16 protein-coding genes and 2 pseudogenes are annotated in these 15,354 nt (G+C 69.7%); 6 read left to right on the top strand and 12 right to left on the bottom strand.

The features are described from left to right. Positions 1–168: 168 nt before the first annotated feature. The 3 genes and pseudogenes from DRB96_RS02040 to DRB96_RS44190 form a co-directional block, all read right to left on the bottom strand. Positions 169–633, bottom strand: coding sequence for a transposase (locus DRB96_RS02040; RefSeq protein WP_112446487.1), 465 nt, complete (start codon positions 631–633; stop codon positions 169–171). A gap of 135 nt (positions 634–768) precedes the next feature. Continuing rightward, the gene (locus tag DRB96_RS44195) at positions 769–1,101 is read right to left on the bottom strand and encodes a MerR family transcriptional regulator (RefSeq protein ID WP_239515954.1); all 333 of its coding nucleotides are present in this window, start codon (positions 1,099–1,101) and stop codon (positions 769–771) included. Between the two features lie 122 nt (positions 1,102–1,223). Next, positions 1,224–1,418, bottom strand: a pseudogene (locus DRB96_RS44190) (MerR family DNA-binding transcriptional regulator); the annotation flags it as partial. 6 nt (positions 1,419–1,424) lie between these two features. Between DRB96_RS44190 and DRB96_RS02030 the strand changes: the two are divergent. Continuing rightward, on the top strand, positions 1,425–1,712 hold the full coding sequence (locus DRB96_RS02030; protein ID WP_112446486.1) for a hypothetical protein: 288 nt from the start codon (positions 1,425–1,427) through the stop codon (positions 1,710–1,712). Positions 1,713–1,854: 142 nt separating this feature from the next. Here the strand turns inward: DRB96_RS02030 and DRB96_RS42615 are convergent, their stop codons facing one another. The 4 genes from DRB96_RS42615 to DRB96_RS44185 form a co-directional block, all read right to left on the bottom strand. Beyond that, the gene (locus tag DRB96_RS42615; protein ID WP_162688391.1) at positions 1,855–2,028 is read right to left on the bottom strand and encodes a hypothetical protein; all 174 of its coding nucleotides are present in this window, start codon (positions 2,026–2,028) and stop codon (positions 1,855–1,857) included. Between the two features lie 69 nt (positions 2,029–2,097). Further along, a complete protein-coding gene (locus DRB96_RS02025; RefSeq protein ID WP_112446485.1) occupies positions 2,098–4,035 on the bottom strand; it encodes an APC family permease in 1,938 nt (645 codons plus the stop codon). 165 nt (positions 4,036–4,200) lie between these two features. Then, on the bottom strand, positions 4,201–4,491 hold the full coding sequence (locus DRB96_RS02020; RefSeq protein WP_112446484.1) for a YnfA family protein: 291 nt from the start codon (positions 4,489–4,491) through the stop codon (positions 4,201–4,203). A 57-nt stretch (positions 4,492–4,548) separates the two neighbouring features. After that, on the bottom strand, positions 4,549–4,770 hold the full coding sequence (locus DRB96_RS44185) for a hypothetical protein (RefSeq protein WP_239517700.1): 222 nt from the start codon (positions 4,768–4,770) through the stop codon (positions 4,549–4,551). Positions 4,771–6,046: 1,276 nt separating this feature from the next. On the opposite strand from DRB96_RS44185, the gene DRB96_RS02010 reads away from it, so the two are divergent. Continuing rightward, entirely contained in the window at positions 6,047–6,853 is an 807-nt protein-coding gene (locus DRB96_RS02010; RefSeq protein ID WP_112446483.1) for an SDR family NAD(P)-dependent oxidoreductase, read from the top strand. A 246-nt stretch (positions 6,854–7,099) separates the two neighbouring features. On the opposite strand, the pseudogene DRB96_RS44180 reads toward DRB96_RS02010, so the two are convergent. Beyond that, positions 7,100–7,267, bottom strand: a pseudogene (locus DRB96_RS44180) (response regulator); the annotation flags it as partial. Between the two features lie 232 nt (positions 7,268–7,499). On the opposite strand from DRB96_RS44180, the gene DRB96_RS44175 reads away from it, so the two are divergent. Then, the gene (locus tag DRB96_RS44175; protein WP_239515956.1) at positions 7,500–7,760 is read left to right on the top strand and encodes a TSUP family transporter; all 261 of its coding nucleotides are present in this window, start codon (positions 7,500–7,502) and stop codon (positions 7,758–7,760) included. A 37-nt stretch (positions 7,761–7,797) separates the two neighbouring features. Here DRB96_RS44175 and DRB96_RS01995 read toward each other — a convergent pair whose 3' ends face one another. From DRB96_RS01995 to DRB96_RS01980, 4 genes are all read right to left on the bottom strand, one after another. Further along, positions 7,798–8,583, bottom strand: coding sequence for a GNAT family N-acetyltransferase (locus DRB96_RS01995; protein ID WP_112446482.1), 786 nt, complete (start codon positions 8,581–8,583; stop codon positions 7,798–7,800). Positions 8,584–8,723: 140 nt separating this feature from the next. Then, on the bottom strand, positions 8,724–9,530 hold the full coding sequence (locus DRB96_RS01990; RefSeq protein WP_112446481.1) for an SDR family NAD(P)-dependent oxidoreductase: 807 nt from the start codon (positions 9,528–9,530) through the stop codon (positions 8,724–8,726). A gap of 276 nt (positions 9,531–9,806) precedes the next feature. After that, complete coding sequence (kdpB, locus tag DRB96_RS01985) at positions 9,807–11,954, bottom strand: potassium-transporting ATPase subunit KdpB (RefSeq protein ID WP_112446480.1); 2,148 nt, start codon at positions 11,952–11,954, stop codon at positions 9,807–9,809. A gap of 206 nt (positions 11,955–12,160) precedes the next feature. Continuing rightward, the gene (locus DRB96_RS01980) at positions 12,161–14,071 is read right to left on the bottom strand and encodes an APC family permease (RefSeq protein ID WP_112446479.1); all 1,911 of its coding nucleotides are present in this window, start codon (positions 14,069–14,071) and stop codon (positions 12,161–12,163) included. A 245-nt stretch (positions 14,072–14,316) separates the two neighbouring features. Here DRB96_RS01980 and kdpF (DRB96_RS01975) point away from each other — a divergent pair, with 245 nt between their 5' ends. The 3 genes from kdpF (DRB96_RS01975) (at position 14,317) to kdpF (DRB96_RS01965) (ending at position 15,352) form a co-directional block, all read left to right on the top strand. Continuing rightward, positions 14,317–14,415 (top strand): K(+)-transporting ATPase subunit F, encoded by a 99-nt coding sequence (kdpF, locus tag DRB96_RS01975; RefSeq protein ID WP_204357615.1) that lies wholly within the window; start codon positions 14,317–14,319, stop codon positions 14,413–14,415. Between the two features lie 30 nt (positions 14,416–14,445). Next, positions 14,446–15,021, top strand: coding sequence for a DUF4118 domain-containing protein (locus DRB96_RS01970; RefSeq protein WP_239515957.1), 576 nt, complete (start codon positions 14,446–14,448; stop codon positions 15,019–15,021). Between the two features lie 241 nt (positions 15,022–15,262). Further along, positions 15,263–15,352: a K(+)-transporting ATPase subunit F gene (gene kdpF, locus DRB96_RS01965; protein ID WP_042817481.1), complete on the top strand. Its 90-nt coding sequence runs from the start codon at positions 15,263–15,265 to the stop codon at positions 15,350–15,352. The last annotated feature ends 2 nt before the right edge of the window (positions 15,353–15,354 follow it).

Raw genomic sequence — 15,354 nt, 5'->3', positions numbered from 1 at the left:
GGTGCCGGGCTCACCGCGACATGTTGCTGACCACCCAGGGCAGAGAACAGCTGCCCGCCGCTACACCACGCCAGGGGACATGACCGCCACCTGGTACGACTAAGGGTTGTCCCGTAAATGATCTTCGGGTCGTCCTGGGCAGGGTCAGTCGTGGTGTGATCCGCTGGCCTATCCGGCGAGGGCGAGGTTGTGCAGTCGGGCGATGCCGAGCATGGCGTGGTGGACGCCGTCGCCTTTGAGGCGGCAGTCGCGGAGGATCCTCCAGGTCTTCATGCGGGCGAAGACGTGCTCGACGCGTGCACGGACCTGCTTGTGGGACGTGTTGTGTTCCTGCTTCCAGTCGGGCAGGTCTTCGCCTTTGCGCCGGCGGTGTGGCATGAGGAGTCCGGTGCCGGGATAGCCGCCGTCGGCCCCGAACAGCGGGGCGAGCTGTCGCATCGTCAAGTTCGTCCGCCAGTACGCCGCGACCAGCAGTGCCCGGTCCTCCAGCGGAAGGCTCCACGGCCGGCCCTTGCGGACCGCATCCGTGCCCTCGCGCCGCAACACGGTCACCAGCTTCCCGAAACAGCGCGGGCTCGGCCCGGTGAACGGGGCTATCCAGGACGGCTCCGACGCCGTGATCACACCAGCCACACCAAGATCATCTCACCCGTGACCAGCAGTTACGGGACAACCCATAGTGCCGCATCGGGCAACGCTCGGCCTGTAGTTCGCGGCGCGTCGACCGATCTCGGCACGCACCGGGATCCTGTGTCCGTACACGTCGGGTCACGCGCCCAGTTGTGCGCGAATGAGTGCGTCGAGTCGTTGCCATGCCGGGGACGAGGCGTTGACCGTGCCCTGGATGAGGGCGGGGATCTCGGAGGCGGTGTCCAACTCGGGCAGCTCGTCGGGTCCGTAGCGTTCCCGATGCGCCTCGGCGATCCGGCGGGCGAGGTCGTCGATGCGGGGATCGTCGGCGTCGAGGTCATAGGAGTGGTCGTATTCGAGGAAGAGCTGCCGTAGGGCGGGGTCGGCCAGGATCTCGGCTTGCTCGTGGAACAGGGTGATCGCGCGGTCCGGGTGGGTGGCGAACACGAGGATCCACAAGTCGCGTTGCAAGTGCGGGCGTTTAGTTCGTCGTCGATCTCGTCCAGCGCCTGCTGGAACTCCTCGTCCGTTGCTGATCTCAGGTCCCGGATGCGGGCCAGGGGGATGCCGGTTTCGGCGAGCGTCCGGATCTTGATCAGGTTGATGGCGTCGTTCGCGCCGTACCGGCGGTATCCGGATGCGTCGCGGTCGGGCTCGGGGAGCAGGCCCTTGTCGTGATAGACGCGGATGGTCTTGATCGACACTCCGACGTACTTGGCCAGCTGCCCGATGGTGATCACACGGCCATCGCCCCACTTGACCTTGCCCCTGGGGCAAGGTTGCAGCATGGCGTCATGACGGACACGAATATCGATCGGGAGACCCTGCGCGAGCTTGCCGATGGGGGCAACGAGACCGCTTTGGATCGGCTGGCCGACCTCGCCGACGCGGCCGACGACCTCGGGGAGCTGAGCGAGCTGCTGGATGAGGGATGCATGCACGCCGGCTTCCTGCTCACTCGACGCGCGGCCGCGACCGGCGACCTGCGCGAGCTGCAACGGATCTCCGACGCCGGGTACGACGCGGCCGGGAAGGAGCTGGACCGGCTGCTGAAGGCACCGACCGGACGGCATCGGGATTGAGGAACCGGCCGGTCGCCGCAGCGCGCTCCAGGCCTCGGCCATCGGGGGCGGCTCGCGGCTGCATCTGGCGAAACCGCCACGCCGACGACCGGCGCCTACGCGCCGTCGTCGACAGGGCGGACGTTGCCCGATGTGGCACTGGCTAGGGCCGGTAGACGAGCTCGACCATCATGGCTGCGATCACTCCCCAGACACCGATGCCAAGCAGCCACAGGACGTCGAGGACGGCGCCGGTGGCGATGAGGGTCAGGCCGGCCGCCCCGAGGACGAGTACGGTCCGGCGGATACCGCGGTCGGGACGCCAGTCAATGGTCACAGCTGTGAGAATCCCGCCGGATCCTCGCGGAAGCGAGGATCCGGCGGGATTCCTGTCGGTTTCCTGACGTCAGCCGGCGTGAACGTGCGGGCGGCGGGTGCGGTCGGGTTCGGCCTCGCGGATGACTTCTCGGGTGACCGGGGCGACCTCGCCCTGGCCGAAGAGGAAGAAGCGGAGGAAGTTGGCCATCGGGTTGCCCTCGGTCCACTCGAAGTAGATGTGCGGGCGTTGGCCGGTCTCGTCGCGTACGTGGAGGAGGAGGGCGGCCAGCGCGTTGGGGATGCTGGAGCCCTCCAGGGTCAGGACGCGGTAGCGGTCGTGGAGCACTTCGCCGCGTACCCGCATGCCGGATTCGAACTCGGATGCGTCCAGGATGGTGACCTCGACGAACATGACGTCGTCGCCGGGCGGGATGTCGTTGTCCGCTCTGATCTGCTCGACCTTCTCGCGGTACTCGGCCTTGTCCCGGTTGTCCGGCTCGTTGGCGATGAACCGGATGGTGCGGTTGGCGGTGTCGCGGATGAAGCGGGCCGCCATGTCGTCCAGTTCCACGTCGGTGACGCGCAGCTCGAAGACGCGGGCGAGGCGGGACAGCAGCGAGAGCGCCATGATGCCCGCGATGAAGCAGGCACCGATCTTCACGCCGTCGGGGCGCTCGACGACGTTCACGGCGGTGGTGTAGATGAAGACGGCCGAAATGATGGCGAAGCCGATGGTCCAGCCGCGCTCGCCGGCCCGGCGGGCGGCGATGGTCACGGCGACGGCCGCCGAGGTGATCAGGACCAGGACACCGGTGGCATACGCACCGCCCTGCGCGTCCACGTCGGCGTTGAAGATCCAGGTCACCAGGAACGCGACCAGCGTGAATACGATGACCATCGGCCGCAGGGCGCGCGCCCAGTGCGGGGCCATGCCGTAGCGGGGCAGGTAGCGCGGCATCAGGTTGAGCAGGCCCGCCATCGCGGAGGAGCCCGCGAACCAGAGGATCAGGATCGTGGAGATGTCGTAGACCGTGCCGAAGGCGGAGCCCAGGTGCTCGTGGGCGAGGTAGGCCAGGGCGCGGCCGTTGGCCTCGCCGCCCGGCTTGAACTGTTCGGCCGGGATCAGCAGTGTGGTGATGAAGCTGGAGCAGATCAAGAAGACGCTCATGATGATGGCCGCGGTCGTCAGCAGCTTCTTCGCCCCGCGGATCCGGCCGGCCGGCTTCTCAACGGTGTCTTCGGGATCGCCCTTGACGTGCGGCATGACCGCCACACCGGTCTCGAACCCGGAGAGGCCGAGCGCGAGCTTCGGAAACACGATGAGCGCGATGGCGATCATCATGAAGGGGTTGCCGTGTTCGGTGGTCAGCGCGTCCGACCAGTCGGTGATGACGTGCGGTTCGGTCATCACGTTCCACAGGCCGACGGCCACGACCACGATGTTCAGGCCGAGGTAGACGGCCACCAGGACCACGGCGACGCCGATGGCCTCGCTGAACCCCTTGAGGAACACGGCCCCGAGCAGCGCGATCATGATCATGGTGATCAGTACTTCGTGGCCGTGCAAGGTGCTCGTGAGGTGCGGGTTCTCCACCAAGTGCGCGGTCGCGTCGGCCGCCGACAGGGTGATGGTGATGAGGAAGTCGGTCGCCGCGAACCCGAGCAGGGTCAGGACGAACAGCTTCCCCTTCCAGAACGTCAGCAGCCGTTCCAGCATGGCGATGGAGCCTTCGCCGTTCGGGCTCTCCTCGGCCACCCTCCGGTAGACGGGAAGGGCGCCGAAGAGGGTGAGCAGGACGAGCACGATGGTCGCCAGCGGCGACAGCAGGCCGGCCGCGAGCGCCGCGATGCCTGGTTGGTAGCCGAGGGTGGAGAAGTAGTCCAGACCCGTCAGGCACATGACCCGCCACCACGGGCGGCCGTGCGGCTGGGCCGCCGCCTCCTTGGCGGCGGGCGAACTGGTCTGCGCGGTCAAGCCTTCCAGCATCCACGCCCTCAGGCGCGACGTGCGGGCAGGGGTGGCCATCGTGGTGGGCTCCTGTCGTACGGCAAAGAATCAGCCATCGACCTCGACGGCTGAGCAAGCGTACGCAGCCTGATCACTTATGCCCGCACTTGAGCCAATCCTGACGCGTCCTTAACGCGCACCCTCCCGATGGAGTAGCGGATGTCAGAGCGACGCAGAGTTCGGTCAGTGGCTCCGGGGCGCGTACACGATGACGGCCATCCCGGCGAGGCAGACCGGGGCGCCGATCACGTCGTAGCGGTCGGGGCGGTAGCCGTCGGCGACCATGCCCCAGGCGATCGACCCGGCGACGAGGATGCCGCCGTACGCGGCGAGGATGCGGCCGAGGGCGATGACGCCGGCGCCGATCCAGATCCAGCCCTTGTGTTCGCGGACGCCCTGCCAGACCAGCCAAGCGCCTCCGATCTCGAACAGAGCGGCGAGGGCGAACAGGGCGAGGGAGCGGGCGACGAGCACGGCAGAGGTCTTCCTGGCAGAGAACGGAACGGGAGAGAAAAGGCGGCGGGGCGCCGGTCAGGCACCCGGGCCGAACAGCTCGGTGAGCAGGATGGTGCCGTCGGCGGAGGCGCGGACCTCCAGGTGCAGCACCTTGCCGTCGAGGTGGAGGCGGAAGTCGAAGAAGGGGCAGCACTGCTGCTCGGCGGCGGCGAGCGCTGCCACCGAGGCGGTCCGCTCGGCGGGCAGGGTGAACCGGAGGCCATCGGGGACGGCGGTCCCTACGGCGCCTTCGACCACCTCGCGCGGCGCGGGTCTCGGCCTCGGCCAGGCGGGCGGCGAGCCGCGGTCGCAGGTCCGCCTTCACGTCCTTGCCGGCCCCGGCCTGCCACACCGCGAGGAGTTCGACGATCTCTTCCAGGGGCAGTCCGAGGTGCTTGGCTGCCCCGAAAGTCAAGAGCGTGGCGCAGAGGGGCCCCGGACCTGGTCGCGGCGGCCTCGTCGTGTGCGGCGAGGATGCGGTAGCGCGTGGAGCGGTCGACGCCGCGGTGCGCCAGCGGGAAACAGACGGGCGGGGGCGGCCCGGACGGAGGCCGGAGCCGGCGGAGTGTGGATCAGCGCCGACCGGTCTGGAACGGCCGTGGTGAGCAGATGGAGAGGGACCTGCGGGCGGCCGGTGGCCGGCACGGCCGGCCGCCGGGTCTCTACCGGCGCCGGAGCGCCCGGAGGACAGCGCGGCACGTGGTCGGCAGCGCCAGATGCGGCGGCTGGTCCTCGTGGCGCTGCCCCAGGTCCGTGTCATTCATCAAACTGCTCCTGTGGGGCTGCGCTCAAGGGCTCATACGGGGAATTGACACCGCCCTGACGAAACTCGTCCAAGCCTGGCCGAAGCCGGGGTGGGAGGCACCGGCTTGGTGGCCGGCGACCTGCGGGGCCCGCCCGCCGGCCGAGAACACGCGAGCCGTCCGGCCTCCGTATCCCCCACCGGAGGCCGGACGGCCCTTGTGTTGTGCGACGGCTGACCGGCACGCGGTCGCATCGGCCCCTACCCCCACGGTGGGACCATGCGCTTCCTCGGCGGTGTTCAGGCCACCGCCCGCCAGCCGCGTGCCACCGGCCCGTCCTCCGGTTCCGTCGCGACACCAGTCTGTGCCCGGCCGGCGGACTCGCGGGCACTTCCTGACACGTTCCTTGCGCACGATCGCCGATCTTGACGCGGCCCTGATGACCTGCACGAGGACGGCTGCGGTGGCGTCACCCGACGTACGTCAGAAGGCCGTCAAAACCAGCCGAGGATCTTGCCGCCGCATCCCCCATGCGCTGGGATGGGGTCATGAACAGCGGTCCGCACTACGACGATCGGCCACCGAATCAGGTGCAGCCGACGGCGCCCGCTGTCCGCCCGGCCTTCTGATACATCGGCCGCGCGTCCTCCGCGTACCTGCCACCAGCCTCTTGAACGACGCTGGTCGAAGCTCCGTACGCGTCCTCACCCTCGCCGCATGATCTGAGCCCACGCCCTGCCTTCTGCCGGGGCGCCGGGCACGTCAGCCATGCCCGTTTCCAGGAATCCGACATGCCTTCATCCCTGTCCGGACGTACCGTCCTCGTCACCGGCGCCACTTCCGGCATCGGCTACGAGACCGCCCGCCAACTCGCCGAACGCGGCGCGGTCGTCCTCCTGCACGGCCGCACCGCCGAGGAGGCCCGGGCGGCCACCGACCGGCTCATCGCCACCTCCAGCGTGAGCGGCAGCCTCGTGCGCCCGCTCGCCGCCGACTTCGCCCGCCTGGAGGAGGTCGAGAACCTGGCCCACGCCGTAGCACGCGAACACCCGCGCCTCGACGTCCTGGTCAACAACGCGGCCATCGCCGCACCCGAGCGCCACACCCTCACCGCCGACGGCAACGAGATCGCCTTCCAGGTCAACTTCCTCGCCCACTACCTCCTGACGGAACTCCTCGGAGCCGCTCTCACCAGCGATCCGGGAGGCCGGGTCGTCAACGTCTCCTCCTCGCTCCACCGCACCGCCGCCATCCAGTGGAACGACCCGCAGCGCATCCGCCGGTACTCGCGCCTCGCCGCGTACGCACAGTCGCAACTGGCGCTGACCGTCTTCGCCGCCGACCCGCGCGTCACCGCAGTGTCCGTCCACCCCGGGATCTGCGAGACCGGCCTGCTCCCCCTCTACGGAAACGAGGGCGACTCCGCCTCTGAGGGCGCGGCGCACGTCGTCATGCTCTGCGACCCGGCCACCGAGATCGTCAACGGCGCCTACTACGACCGCGACGAGCGCGTCGCCCCGGCCGCGGCAGCCACCGACGGCCGCACGATCAAGCGCCTCAACAAGCTCGCCGACCTCCTCGTCGGCCACACCGCCTGAAGGGATCACCCGACATGTCCAAGCGCGCCCGCAAGAAGAGGTCCCGCCGCAGGAAGGGCTCCAACCACGGCAGCAAACCCTGCTGCTGACCGGCAACCGACTCCCACGGGGCGGCCCTGTTCACAGGGGTCGCCCCATCTCCCTGTCCGATGCCCGGTCAGGGCGCCCGACCCCGGGCCCCTGCGGCTCCGCCTCGCTCACGCCTCGAAGCGGTACCCCATGCCGGGGTGGCTGACGAGCCGGCCCCGGTGGTCCGAGGTCGAGCAGGACCACGTCCGGCCGCCGGACCGCGGCAACCTGCGAAGCCTGGCCCCCGTCCCTCGCGGATTCCACGTCGTACTTGCGCGCCTTCAGATGGATGACCAGCGACCGCACCAGCTGCGGTTCGTCATCCACCACCAGCACCCGAGTCACCGGCGTGCCGCCTCCCTGTCGTACGTCCTGCGGAGAGCCCGACTCGATCACGGCCGGAGTCGAAGCCCGAGCTCAGAGATCCGGACGAATCCTGCCGCACGCCGGCCGGTCGCGGTCAACCTGCTGGCCGGGAGCCTGCTGGGCGCCTGGGCCGGAGCGACCTGGGCGGTACGCATGCGCAGCTCCACCCTCTACAAGGTGCTGGCCGCCCTGATGCGTGCTGCTGTTCGGTGTGGACATCAAGACCGCGGGAAGTCTCTCCCTGCTCGCGTCCCTGCCGACCATGCTCGTGGCCTTCGCCCGATACAGCCGTGACGGAAGCTTCGCCGTGCTCGGCGCGAACGTCCGCTTCACCATGATCATGGCCGCAGGATCGGTCGTCGGCGCGGTGCTGGGCGGGGTCCTCCTGGGTGTGTTCCCGGACCTGGTACTCATCCCCGTGCTGGCCTTGATCCTGCTCGTCTCCGCGATCAAGCTCGCCCGTCACAACTGAGTTTGCCTGCGGGAGGGGCAGGAGTTCCCGTACGCACTCACGCCGCCTCTGTCTGCGTGGCAGGCGTCAGCCAGCGGGCGGGGCCGGTCGCGTAGTGCACGTACTCGCGCGTCAGGCGGAACCCCGCCGACCAGGCGAGGAGCCGGCTGGGGCGGTTGTCGCGGGAGCAGGTCCAGCTCGGTGTGCGGCCGCGGGCGGCGACGTCCTGGCACAGGGCGGTGACGCAGGCGAGTGCGAGGTGTTGCCGGCGGTGGCCGGGGTCGGCCAGGGCTGCGACGTCCTCGTACTGGCCGCCCAGGAAGTAGGTACAGGCCAGCGAGAGGACCTGGCTCCGGTGGAAGGCACCCCAGGCGAGGCCGGAGGCGGCAAGCTGCTCCGGGCTGCCCCAGGTCTTGTGTATCCAGGCCGCTTCCGGGCCAAGGGCGACGAGGGCCGGAGCGTCCTTGGGGGTCAGCCGGCGCACCGTGATGCCGCGCGCCGGGCGGGCCGGCATGGCGGGCGCCTGGTGTACGTAGACCAGGCGCTCCCACGGGTCGACACGGCGGAAGGCGCCGCCGAGGACCGGCAGGAAACGGGCCGGGGCTTCGACGTAGCCGCCCGCGAACGGAGCGAGAGCCTCGGGAGTCAGCCCGCTCGGGTCCCCGCGCAGCAGGACGTGGTCCCCGCTGGAGACCGCGACGGCCCTCGGGTTCATGGAACGGTCAGCCCACCAGCGGCCGTTGCCGGTGGCAATGACGTGCTCGGGGAGCGCCGCGACGCCGGGCGCCCCGCCGGGGAACCAACGGGCCAGGGCGGGCAGACGGGACGGAAGGAGCTCGATCACGACGGTTGCCGCCTAGGTCAGAGAGAGAAAGAGGGGCGGGGACGACCCGGGGCAGTGGGCCGCCCCCGCGGGGACCGGCGCTGGTGGGCGTCAGCGCCGGTCGGCCTTGCGGCCGTGGTCGGAGCGGTACGCAGGCCCGGTCAGGCGGCGTGCCCTACGAGCAGGTCGGCGAGCTTGTTCAGCCGCTTGACCGTGCGCTCCTCGGTCGCGCCGACGGCGGGCTCCATCCGCTCGCCGCGGTCGTAGTAGGCGCCGTTGACGATCTCGACGGCCGGGTCGCACAGCCGCACGACGTGTGCGGCACCCTCGGCGGGCGTCGCGCCCTCGTGTCCGTACAGCGGCCTCAGCGTGGTCTCGCAGACCCCCGGATTGACGGAGACGGCGGTGACGCGGGGGTCGGCGGCGAAGACGGTGAGCGCGAGCTGCGACTGGGCGTAAGCGGCGAGGGGCGCGTAACGGCGGGTCCGGTTGGGGTCGTTCCACGCGATCGACGCGGTGCGGTGCATCGAGGAGGAGACGTTGACGACCCGGCCGCCCGTGCCGCTGGTGAGTGCCGGTTCGAGCAGGTTCGTCAGCAGGTAGTGGGCGAGGAAGTTGACTTGGAAGGTCAGCTCGTTGCCGTCGGGCGTGATGGTGTGACGCTCGGGGGCGGCGACAGCGGCGTTGTTGACCAGGACGTCGAGGTGCGGGTGACCGGTGATGACCCGGATGGCGAGCCTCTCGACCTCGTCGAGGTGCGCGAAGTCCGCTGCGCACGGCCGCAGGAGTTCCGCGTCGACGTCGGCGGTGGCGATGAGTCGCTTCACCGCTGCCCGGGCCTCTTCCGGGGTGCGGCCGTGCAGGAGGACGGTTGCGCCGCACTCGGCGAGCCGGCGTGCCGTCTCGTAGCCGATGCCGGAAGTGGCGCCGGTGACCATGATGGTGCGGCCGGACAGGAATGAAGACATGAGTGGTTCCAGGGGAAAGGCACGGCCGCGAGCGGCCCGGAGGTCCGGGCCGTGGCCATGACCGTGCGGTGGGTCCCGTTTTGATACGGGCGGGGGGCGTGCGCGGCCGGCAACGGGCTCTGGCGCACGAGAAGGCGAACGGGTTGCGTACCGGGCTACGCCGGATGCGGCGGCCGGTCGTCGTGGAGCAGACCGATGTTCACGTCATCCATCCAACTGGCCTGCGGCCGGGGCCTCAAGCGTCCTGACGGCCCTCTGATGAGGTCTTGACGGATCTCACCCGAGCCCGGGGATCGTGGACACCAGGAGGTCGATGAGCTTGATGCCGACGAACGGCAGGATCAGACCGCCGAGGCCGTAGACAGCGAGGTTGCGGCGCAGCAGGTCGTGCGCGGAGGCCGGCCTGTAGCGGACTCCGCGCAGGGCGAGCGGGATCAGGGCGATGATGATCAGGGCGTTGAAGATGATCGCCGAGGTGATGGCGGAGGTGGGGCTGTGCAGCCCCATGATGTTGAGGGCCTCCAACCCCGGGTAAGCCGCGGTGAACATCGCCGGGATGATCGCGAAGTACTTCGCGACGTCGTTCGTGATCGAGAACGTCGTCAACGCTCCTCGTGTGATCAGGAGTTGCTTGCCGATCTCGACGATCTCGATGAGCTTGGTGGGGTTGGAGTCCAGGTCCACCATGTTCCCGGCCTCCTTGGCGGCCGAGGTACCCGTGTTCATCGCGACGCCAACGTCCGCTTGGGCCAGCGCAGGTGCGTCGTTCGTGCCGTCGCCCGTCATCGCGACGAGCTTGCCGCCCTCCTGCTCCCGCTTGATGAGCGCGAGCTTGTCCTCGGGTGTCGCCTCGGCGAGGTACTCGTCGACCCCGGCCTCCTGTGCGATGGCCTTGGCGGTCAGCGGGTTGTCGCCGGTCACCATGACCGTGCGGATCCCCATGGCGCGCAGCTCCGCGAAGCGCTCCCGGATCCCCTCCTTGACGACGTCCTTGAGGTGGATGATCCCGAGTACCCGCGGGCCGTCCCAGTCGTGGACGGCCACCAGGAGCGGCGTTCCGCCGGAAGCCGAGACCCCGTTGGACCAGTCCAGGGCCTCCGCCGGTACGGTTCCGCCGCGCAACGTCACCCATTCGGCCACCTGGGCCGCCGCGCCCTTGCGGATGGCGCAGCCGGCGCCGTTCTCCCAGCTCAGGTTGATCCCGCTCATGCGCGTACGGGCGCTGAACGCCTGGAAGCGCGGGTTGCTCAGGTCCTCCTCGGCAACGGCCTGCAGCCCGTACTGCTGGGCCAGGGCGACGACGGACCGGCCTTCGGGGGTCTCGTCGGACAGCGAGGCCAGCTGGGCGGCGTCCGCGAGCTTGATGTGGTCGATGCCGGGAAGCGGGATGAAGGAGGCCGCCTCGCGGTTTCCGAGGGTGATGGTGCCGGTCTTGTCGAGGAGCAGGGTGTTCACGTCACCGGCGGCCTCGACCGCCCGCCCGCTCATCGCGACGACGTTGCGCTGGACCAGGCGGTCCATGCCCGCGATGCCGATCGCCGAGAGCAAGGCGCCGATGGTCGTCGGGATGAGGGTGACGAGGAGGGCCACCAGGACGGTGGTCGTCTGGGCGGCGCCCGCGTAGGAGGCCATCGGCTGCAGCGAGATGACGACCAGGATGAAGATGACCGTGAGAGCGGCCAGCAGGATGTTGAGCGCGATCTCGTTCGGGGTCTTCTGCCGGGACGCGCCCTCGACCAGAGCGATCATCCGGTCCATGAAGCTCTGCCCCGGGCGAGAGGTGACGCGCACGACGAGCGAGTCGGAGAGCACGGTGGTGCCGCCCGTGACGCTCGAACGGTCACCACCGGACTCCCGGATCACCGCCGCCGATTCGCCGGTGACGGCGGATTCGTCGACGGCCGCGGCGCCGTCGATGACGTCGCCGTCGGCCGGGATCAGCTCCCCCGCCTCCACCAGTACGACGTCCAGGGGCTGTAGCTCGCTCGGGGCAACGGCCTCCGTCTCGGCCTGCCGCAGGTTCATGCCGTAGGTCCAGTGCCGCAGCCGCAGCGCGACGGTGTCCGTACGGGCCTTGCGCAGCGACTCGGCCTGGGCCCGGCCGCGGCCTTCGGCGACGGCCTCGGCGAAGTTGGCGAAGATCACCGTCAGCCAGAGCCAGACACTGATCACCCAGGTGAAGACGGACGGGTGGATGAGCGCCGACAGCGTGGTCAGCACGGATCCGATGGCCACCACGAACAGCACCGGCTTACGGACCAGTTCACGGGGATGGAGCTTGCGTACGGCCTCGCGGAACGAGGCCGCCGGCCGTATCGACTCCAGCAGGGGCGGCCCGGCCGGGCGTCTTCTGGGCGGCCGATTGACCGGCGCCTGTGACGGGGACGGGACGGGAGGTACCTGCCGGGTGGCGGCGGGAGGCATGGAGAGACCTTCTGGTGGGATCGGCTCAGCCGGAACGAGATGCGCACCGCCGGGGGATCCGTCCCTTGTGGGACCCCCTCCGGCTCGTCGCGTGACGTTGGGATCCCCGGCGGTGGAACGAGCAGGAACCTACCGGCCGTCGAGACGCCATCGGCCCTGCTCGGCCTGATATTTGTGCCGTCTTGACGCCGGCACGGTGAATCGCGTCAGGACTCCGTGAAGGAGCCGTCAAGGACCGCCTGTTCGGCCTGTGCGTCGAGGCGGAAGCGGAGTCGGCAGATCGCGGCGTCGGTGTCGCGGCGTACGGCGTGGGCGACGACGGAGCCGCGCTGGTTCTGGAGCATCCGCTGCCAAAGGTGGGCGGGTTCGGTCTCCGGGATGAGCACGGTGACCTGGGCGCCCGGGTGGGTCTGGCTGAGCTTTCGTACGTACGTGGACACAGGACGACCCAACGCCCGTTTTTCCGAGGTGAGTTCGATGAGTTCTACGCCGGGGTTCCACAGCTCCCAGTCCCGGCGGAGGGCGTCGGTCGACTGCCGGTCCTCGGCTGTGGGATGGGTGACGGTGACGGCGAGGACCTCGTCACCGAGGGAGCGGGCCGCGGTCAGGGCCTGGCAGGTGAGTCGGGAGAGACCGGAGACCGGTACCACGACGAGCGAGTGGGCACGGTGCGGCGGTCGCGGGACGCGGCCGAGTTCGAGGCGTTCACCGATCTCCGTGTACGCCCGGTTGACCTTCTCGAAGCCGAGGACGATCAGCGGCAGTGCGAGGACGATCAGCCAGGCTCCCTCGGTGAACTTGGTGGCGGTGACGACCACCGCGGAGACACCGGTCAGCAGGGCACCGAAGCCGTTGAGGACCGCTTTGGCCTGCCAAGCCTTCGGGCGCTCGCCGTACCAGTGCAGGACCATGCCGACCTGGCAGATGGTGAAGCCGACGAAGACGCCGATGGCGAAGAGCGGGACGAGGGTGTTGGTGTCGCCCCCGGAGAAGACGAGCAGCGCAGCGGATACGACGGCCAGCGCGAGGACGCCGTGACGGTGCACCTGCCGGTCGGCCTTGAGCGCGAAGAAGTGCGGCATGTGGTTGTCGCGGGCCAGCAGGCTCATCAGCACCGGCAGGCCGCCGAAGGAGGTGTTCGCGGCGAGCGCGAGCAGCACCATGGTGGCGAACTGGACCACGTAGAAAGCCGCGTTGTGGCCGAAGGAGGCGTCCGCGAGCTGGGCGAGGACGGTGACGCCTTCGACGGGCTGGAGGTGGAAGCGGCCGATGAGGATCGACAGGCCGATCAGCATGACGCCGAGCAGGGCGCCGAGGGCGACCTCGGTGCGCTGCGCCCGGCGGGCGGCCGGGGCCCGGAAGGACGGGACGGCGTTGGCGACGGCCTCGACGCCGGTCAGGGCCGAGCAGCCGGCCGCGAAGGCCTTCAGCAGGAGCAGCGCGCCGACGGTGGTCGCGCCCTCGCCGAGCGCGGAGGCGTGCCCGGCGGCGGAGGCGGTGCTTGCCGGGCCGTCGCGGAAGAGGCCGACAGTGATCATCGCGAGGATCGTGCCGACGAAGAGCGCGGTCGGCACGAGGAACGCCTTGGCGGATTCGACGACCCCGCGCAGGTTCACGGCGGTGACCAGGACCAGGACCGCGAGGCAGATCCAGACCCGCTCACCGTGGAGGCCCGGGAAGGCCGAGGTCAGGGCGGCCACGCCGGCGGTGACGGACACCGCGACGTTGAGGACGTAGTCGAGGATCAGCGAGGCCGCCGCGACGAGGCTCGTACGCCGGCCGAGGTGCCGTTTGGCGACGGCATAGGAACCGCCGCCGTCCGGGAACGCGGCGATCACCTGACGGTACGAGGCCACCAGTACGGCGAGGAGCGCGGCGATCGCGAGGGTGACGGGGAGGGTGAAGCCCATCCCGTACGCACCGGCGGCGGCCAGTACGAGGACGATCGACTCCGGTCCGTAGGCGACGGAGGCCATCGCGTCGAGCGACAGCGCGGCCAGGCCCTGGACGGCGGTCAGTTTGTGCCGGTCCCCGACCCGGCTCGCACCCGTATCAGGGGGCTCCTCCTGGCCCGGCCCCTGAGCCGCCGTGATCGCTTTTCCTACCTGCAAGGCCATGTCGCCGATCCCTCCGAATGAGCAAAGTGAGGACAGCGTCGAAGGCGTACCGGGTGGCCGCCAGCACCCTTGGCGTGATTCATACGGCCACCCCGCCACTCTTCACGGGTTCCATACGCGGCGGGGGCGAGGAGGGCGTCAGAGCTCCGTCAAGAGGCGGTGTCGCACGTTGTGCGGGCTCCGCGGAGGGGCAGCCTTGATGTAGGCGAAACATTCCCGACCAGGACAAACAGGAGAAGAACCCGATGAACCCGATGAACGCGGAGAACCTGGTCGGCCTGCTCATCGCCCTCGCACTGCTCGGCTGTCTCGTCTTCGCTCTGATCAAGCCCGACACGTTCTGAACGACGCGTCGCATCACGACCGGCTCGTCGGTGGCCGCGCTCTCGGCAGCCGCCTGGTTCGACTTCTTCCTCACCAGGCCCTACCAGCAGTTCGCCATCTCGGACCGCGCGGACGTCGAGACGGCGGTCCTGCTGCTCGTCGTCGGCCTGATCGTCTCGCAGCTGGCCGTGCGCGCCCGCCGCCTCCAGGCGGTCGTCGTCACCGACGCCGCGTACCTGTCGAGTCTCCAGGGAACCGCCCGGCTGGCCGAGGACGGCGGCTCGCCCGACGCGGTGGTCGAGTACGTGCGCCGCGAGCTCGTCGGCCTGCTGGGGCTCCGCGCCTGCCGCTTCGAGTACGGAACCCTGATGGGGAACCTGCCGCGGCTGGAACACGGCGGCGGTCTGTGGCACCGCCGTGGTGGCCGGATCACCGAGTACGCCGGCTGGCCGGACGGAGAGACCGAACTGCGCGTCGTCGGCGGCGGCCACTACTACGGCCGCTTCCTCCTCGACCCGTACCCCGGCCGCCCCCTTCCCACCGAGGAAGCCCGCCTCGTGGCTGTCGCGCTGGCCGCCCAAGCCGGTGGAGCCATGGACACGGCCGGCCTGCCCCACCAGGGCTGATCCGCTCGCCGACCGCCTTTCCCGTAAGGATGGCGTTAAGAGTTCCCCTGCGCCCGTAAGGAGCCCGTCAAGGCGTCTTAACGCCGGGGTGAAGACACGGTTATGTCGTCATCGGCCATCTGGCCGATACGTATTCCTTCCTCTTCACTCAGGAGCTCACGATGGCCGACCTGGCCTTCGTCGTCACCACGGTCGCGGTGTTCGCGCTGGTGGCTCTCATCGCCCGAGGGGTGGCAAAGCTGTGACCGTCGAAAACATCGTCGGCCTCGTCGTGGCCGTCTCCCTGCTGGGTTATCTCGTCCTCGCCCTTGTGTACCCGGAGAGGTTCTGAGC

The sequence above is a fragment of the Streptomyces sp. ICC1 genome (assembly GCF_003287935.1).
In the GTDB taxonomy this organism is placed as follows: Bacteria; Actinomycetota; Actinomycetes; order Streptomycetales; family Streptomycetaceae; genus Streptomyces; species Streptomyces tritrimontium.
This window is presented reverse-complemented; position numbering and strand designations above follow the sequence as displayed.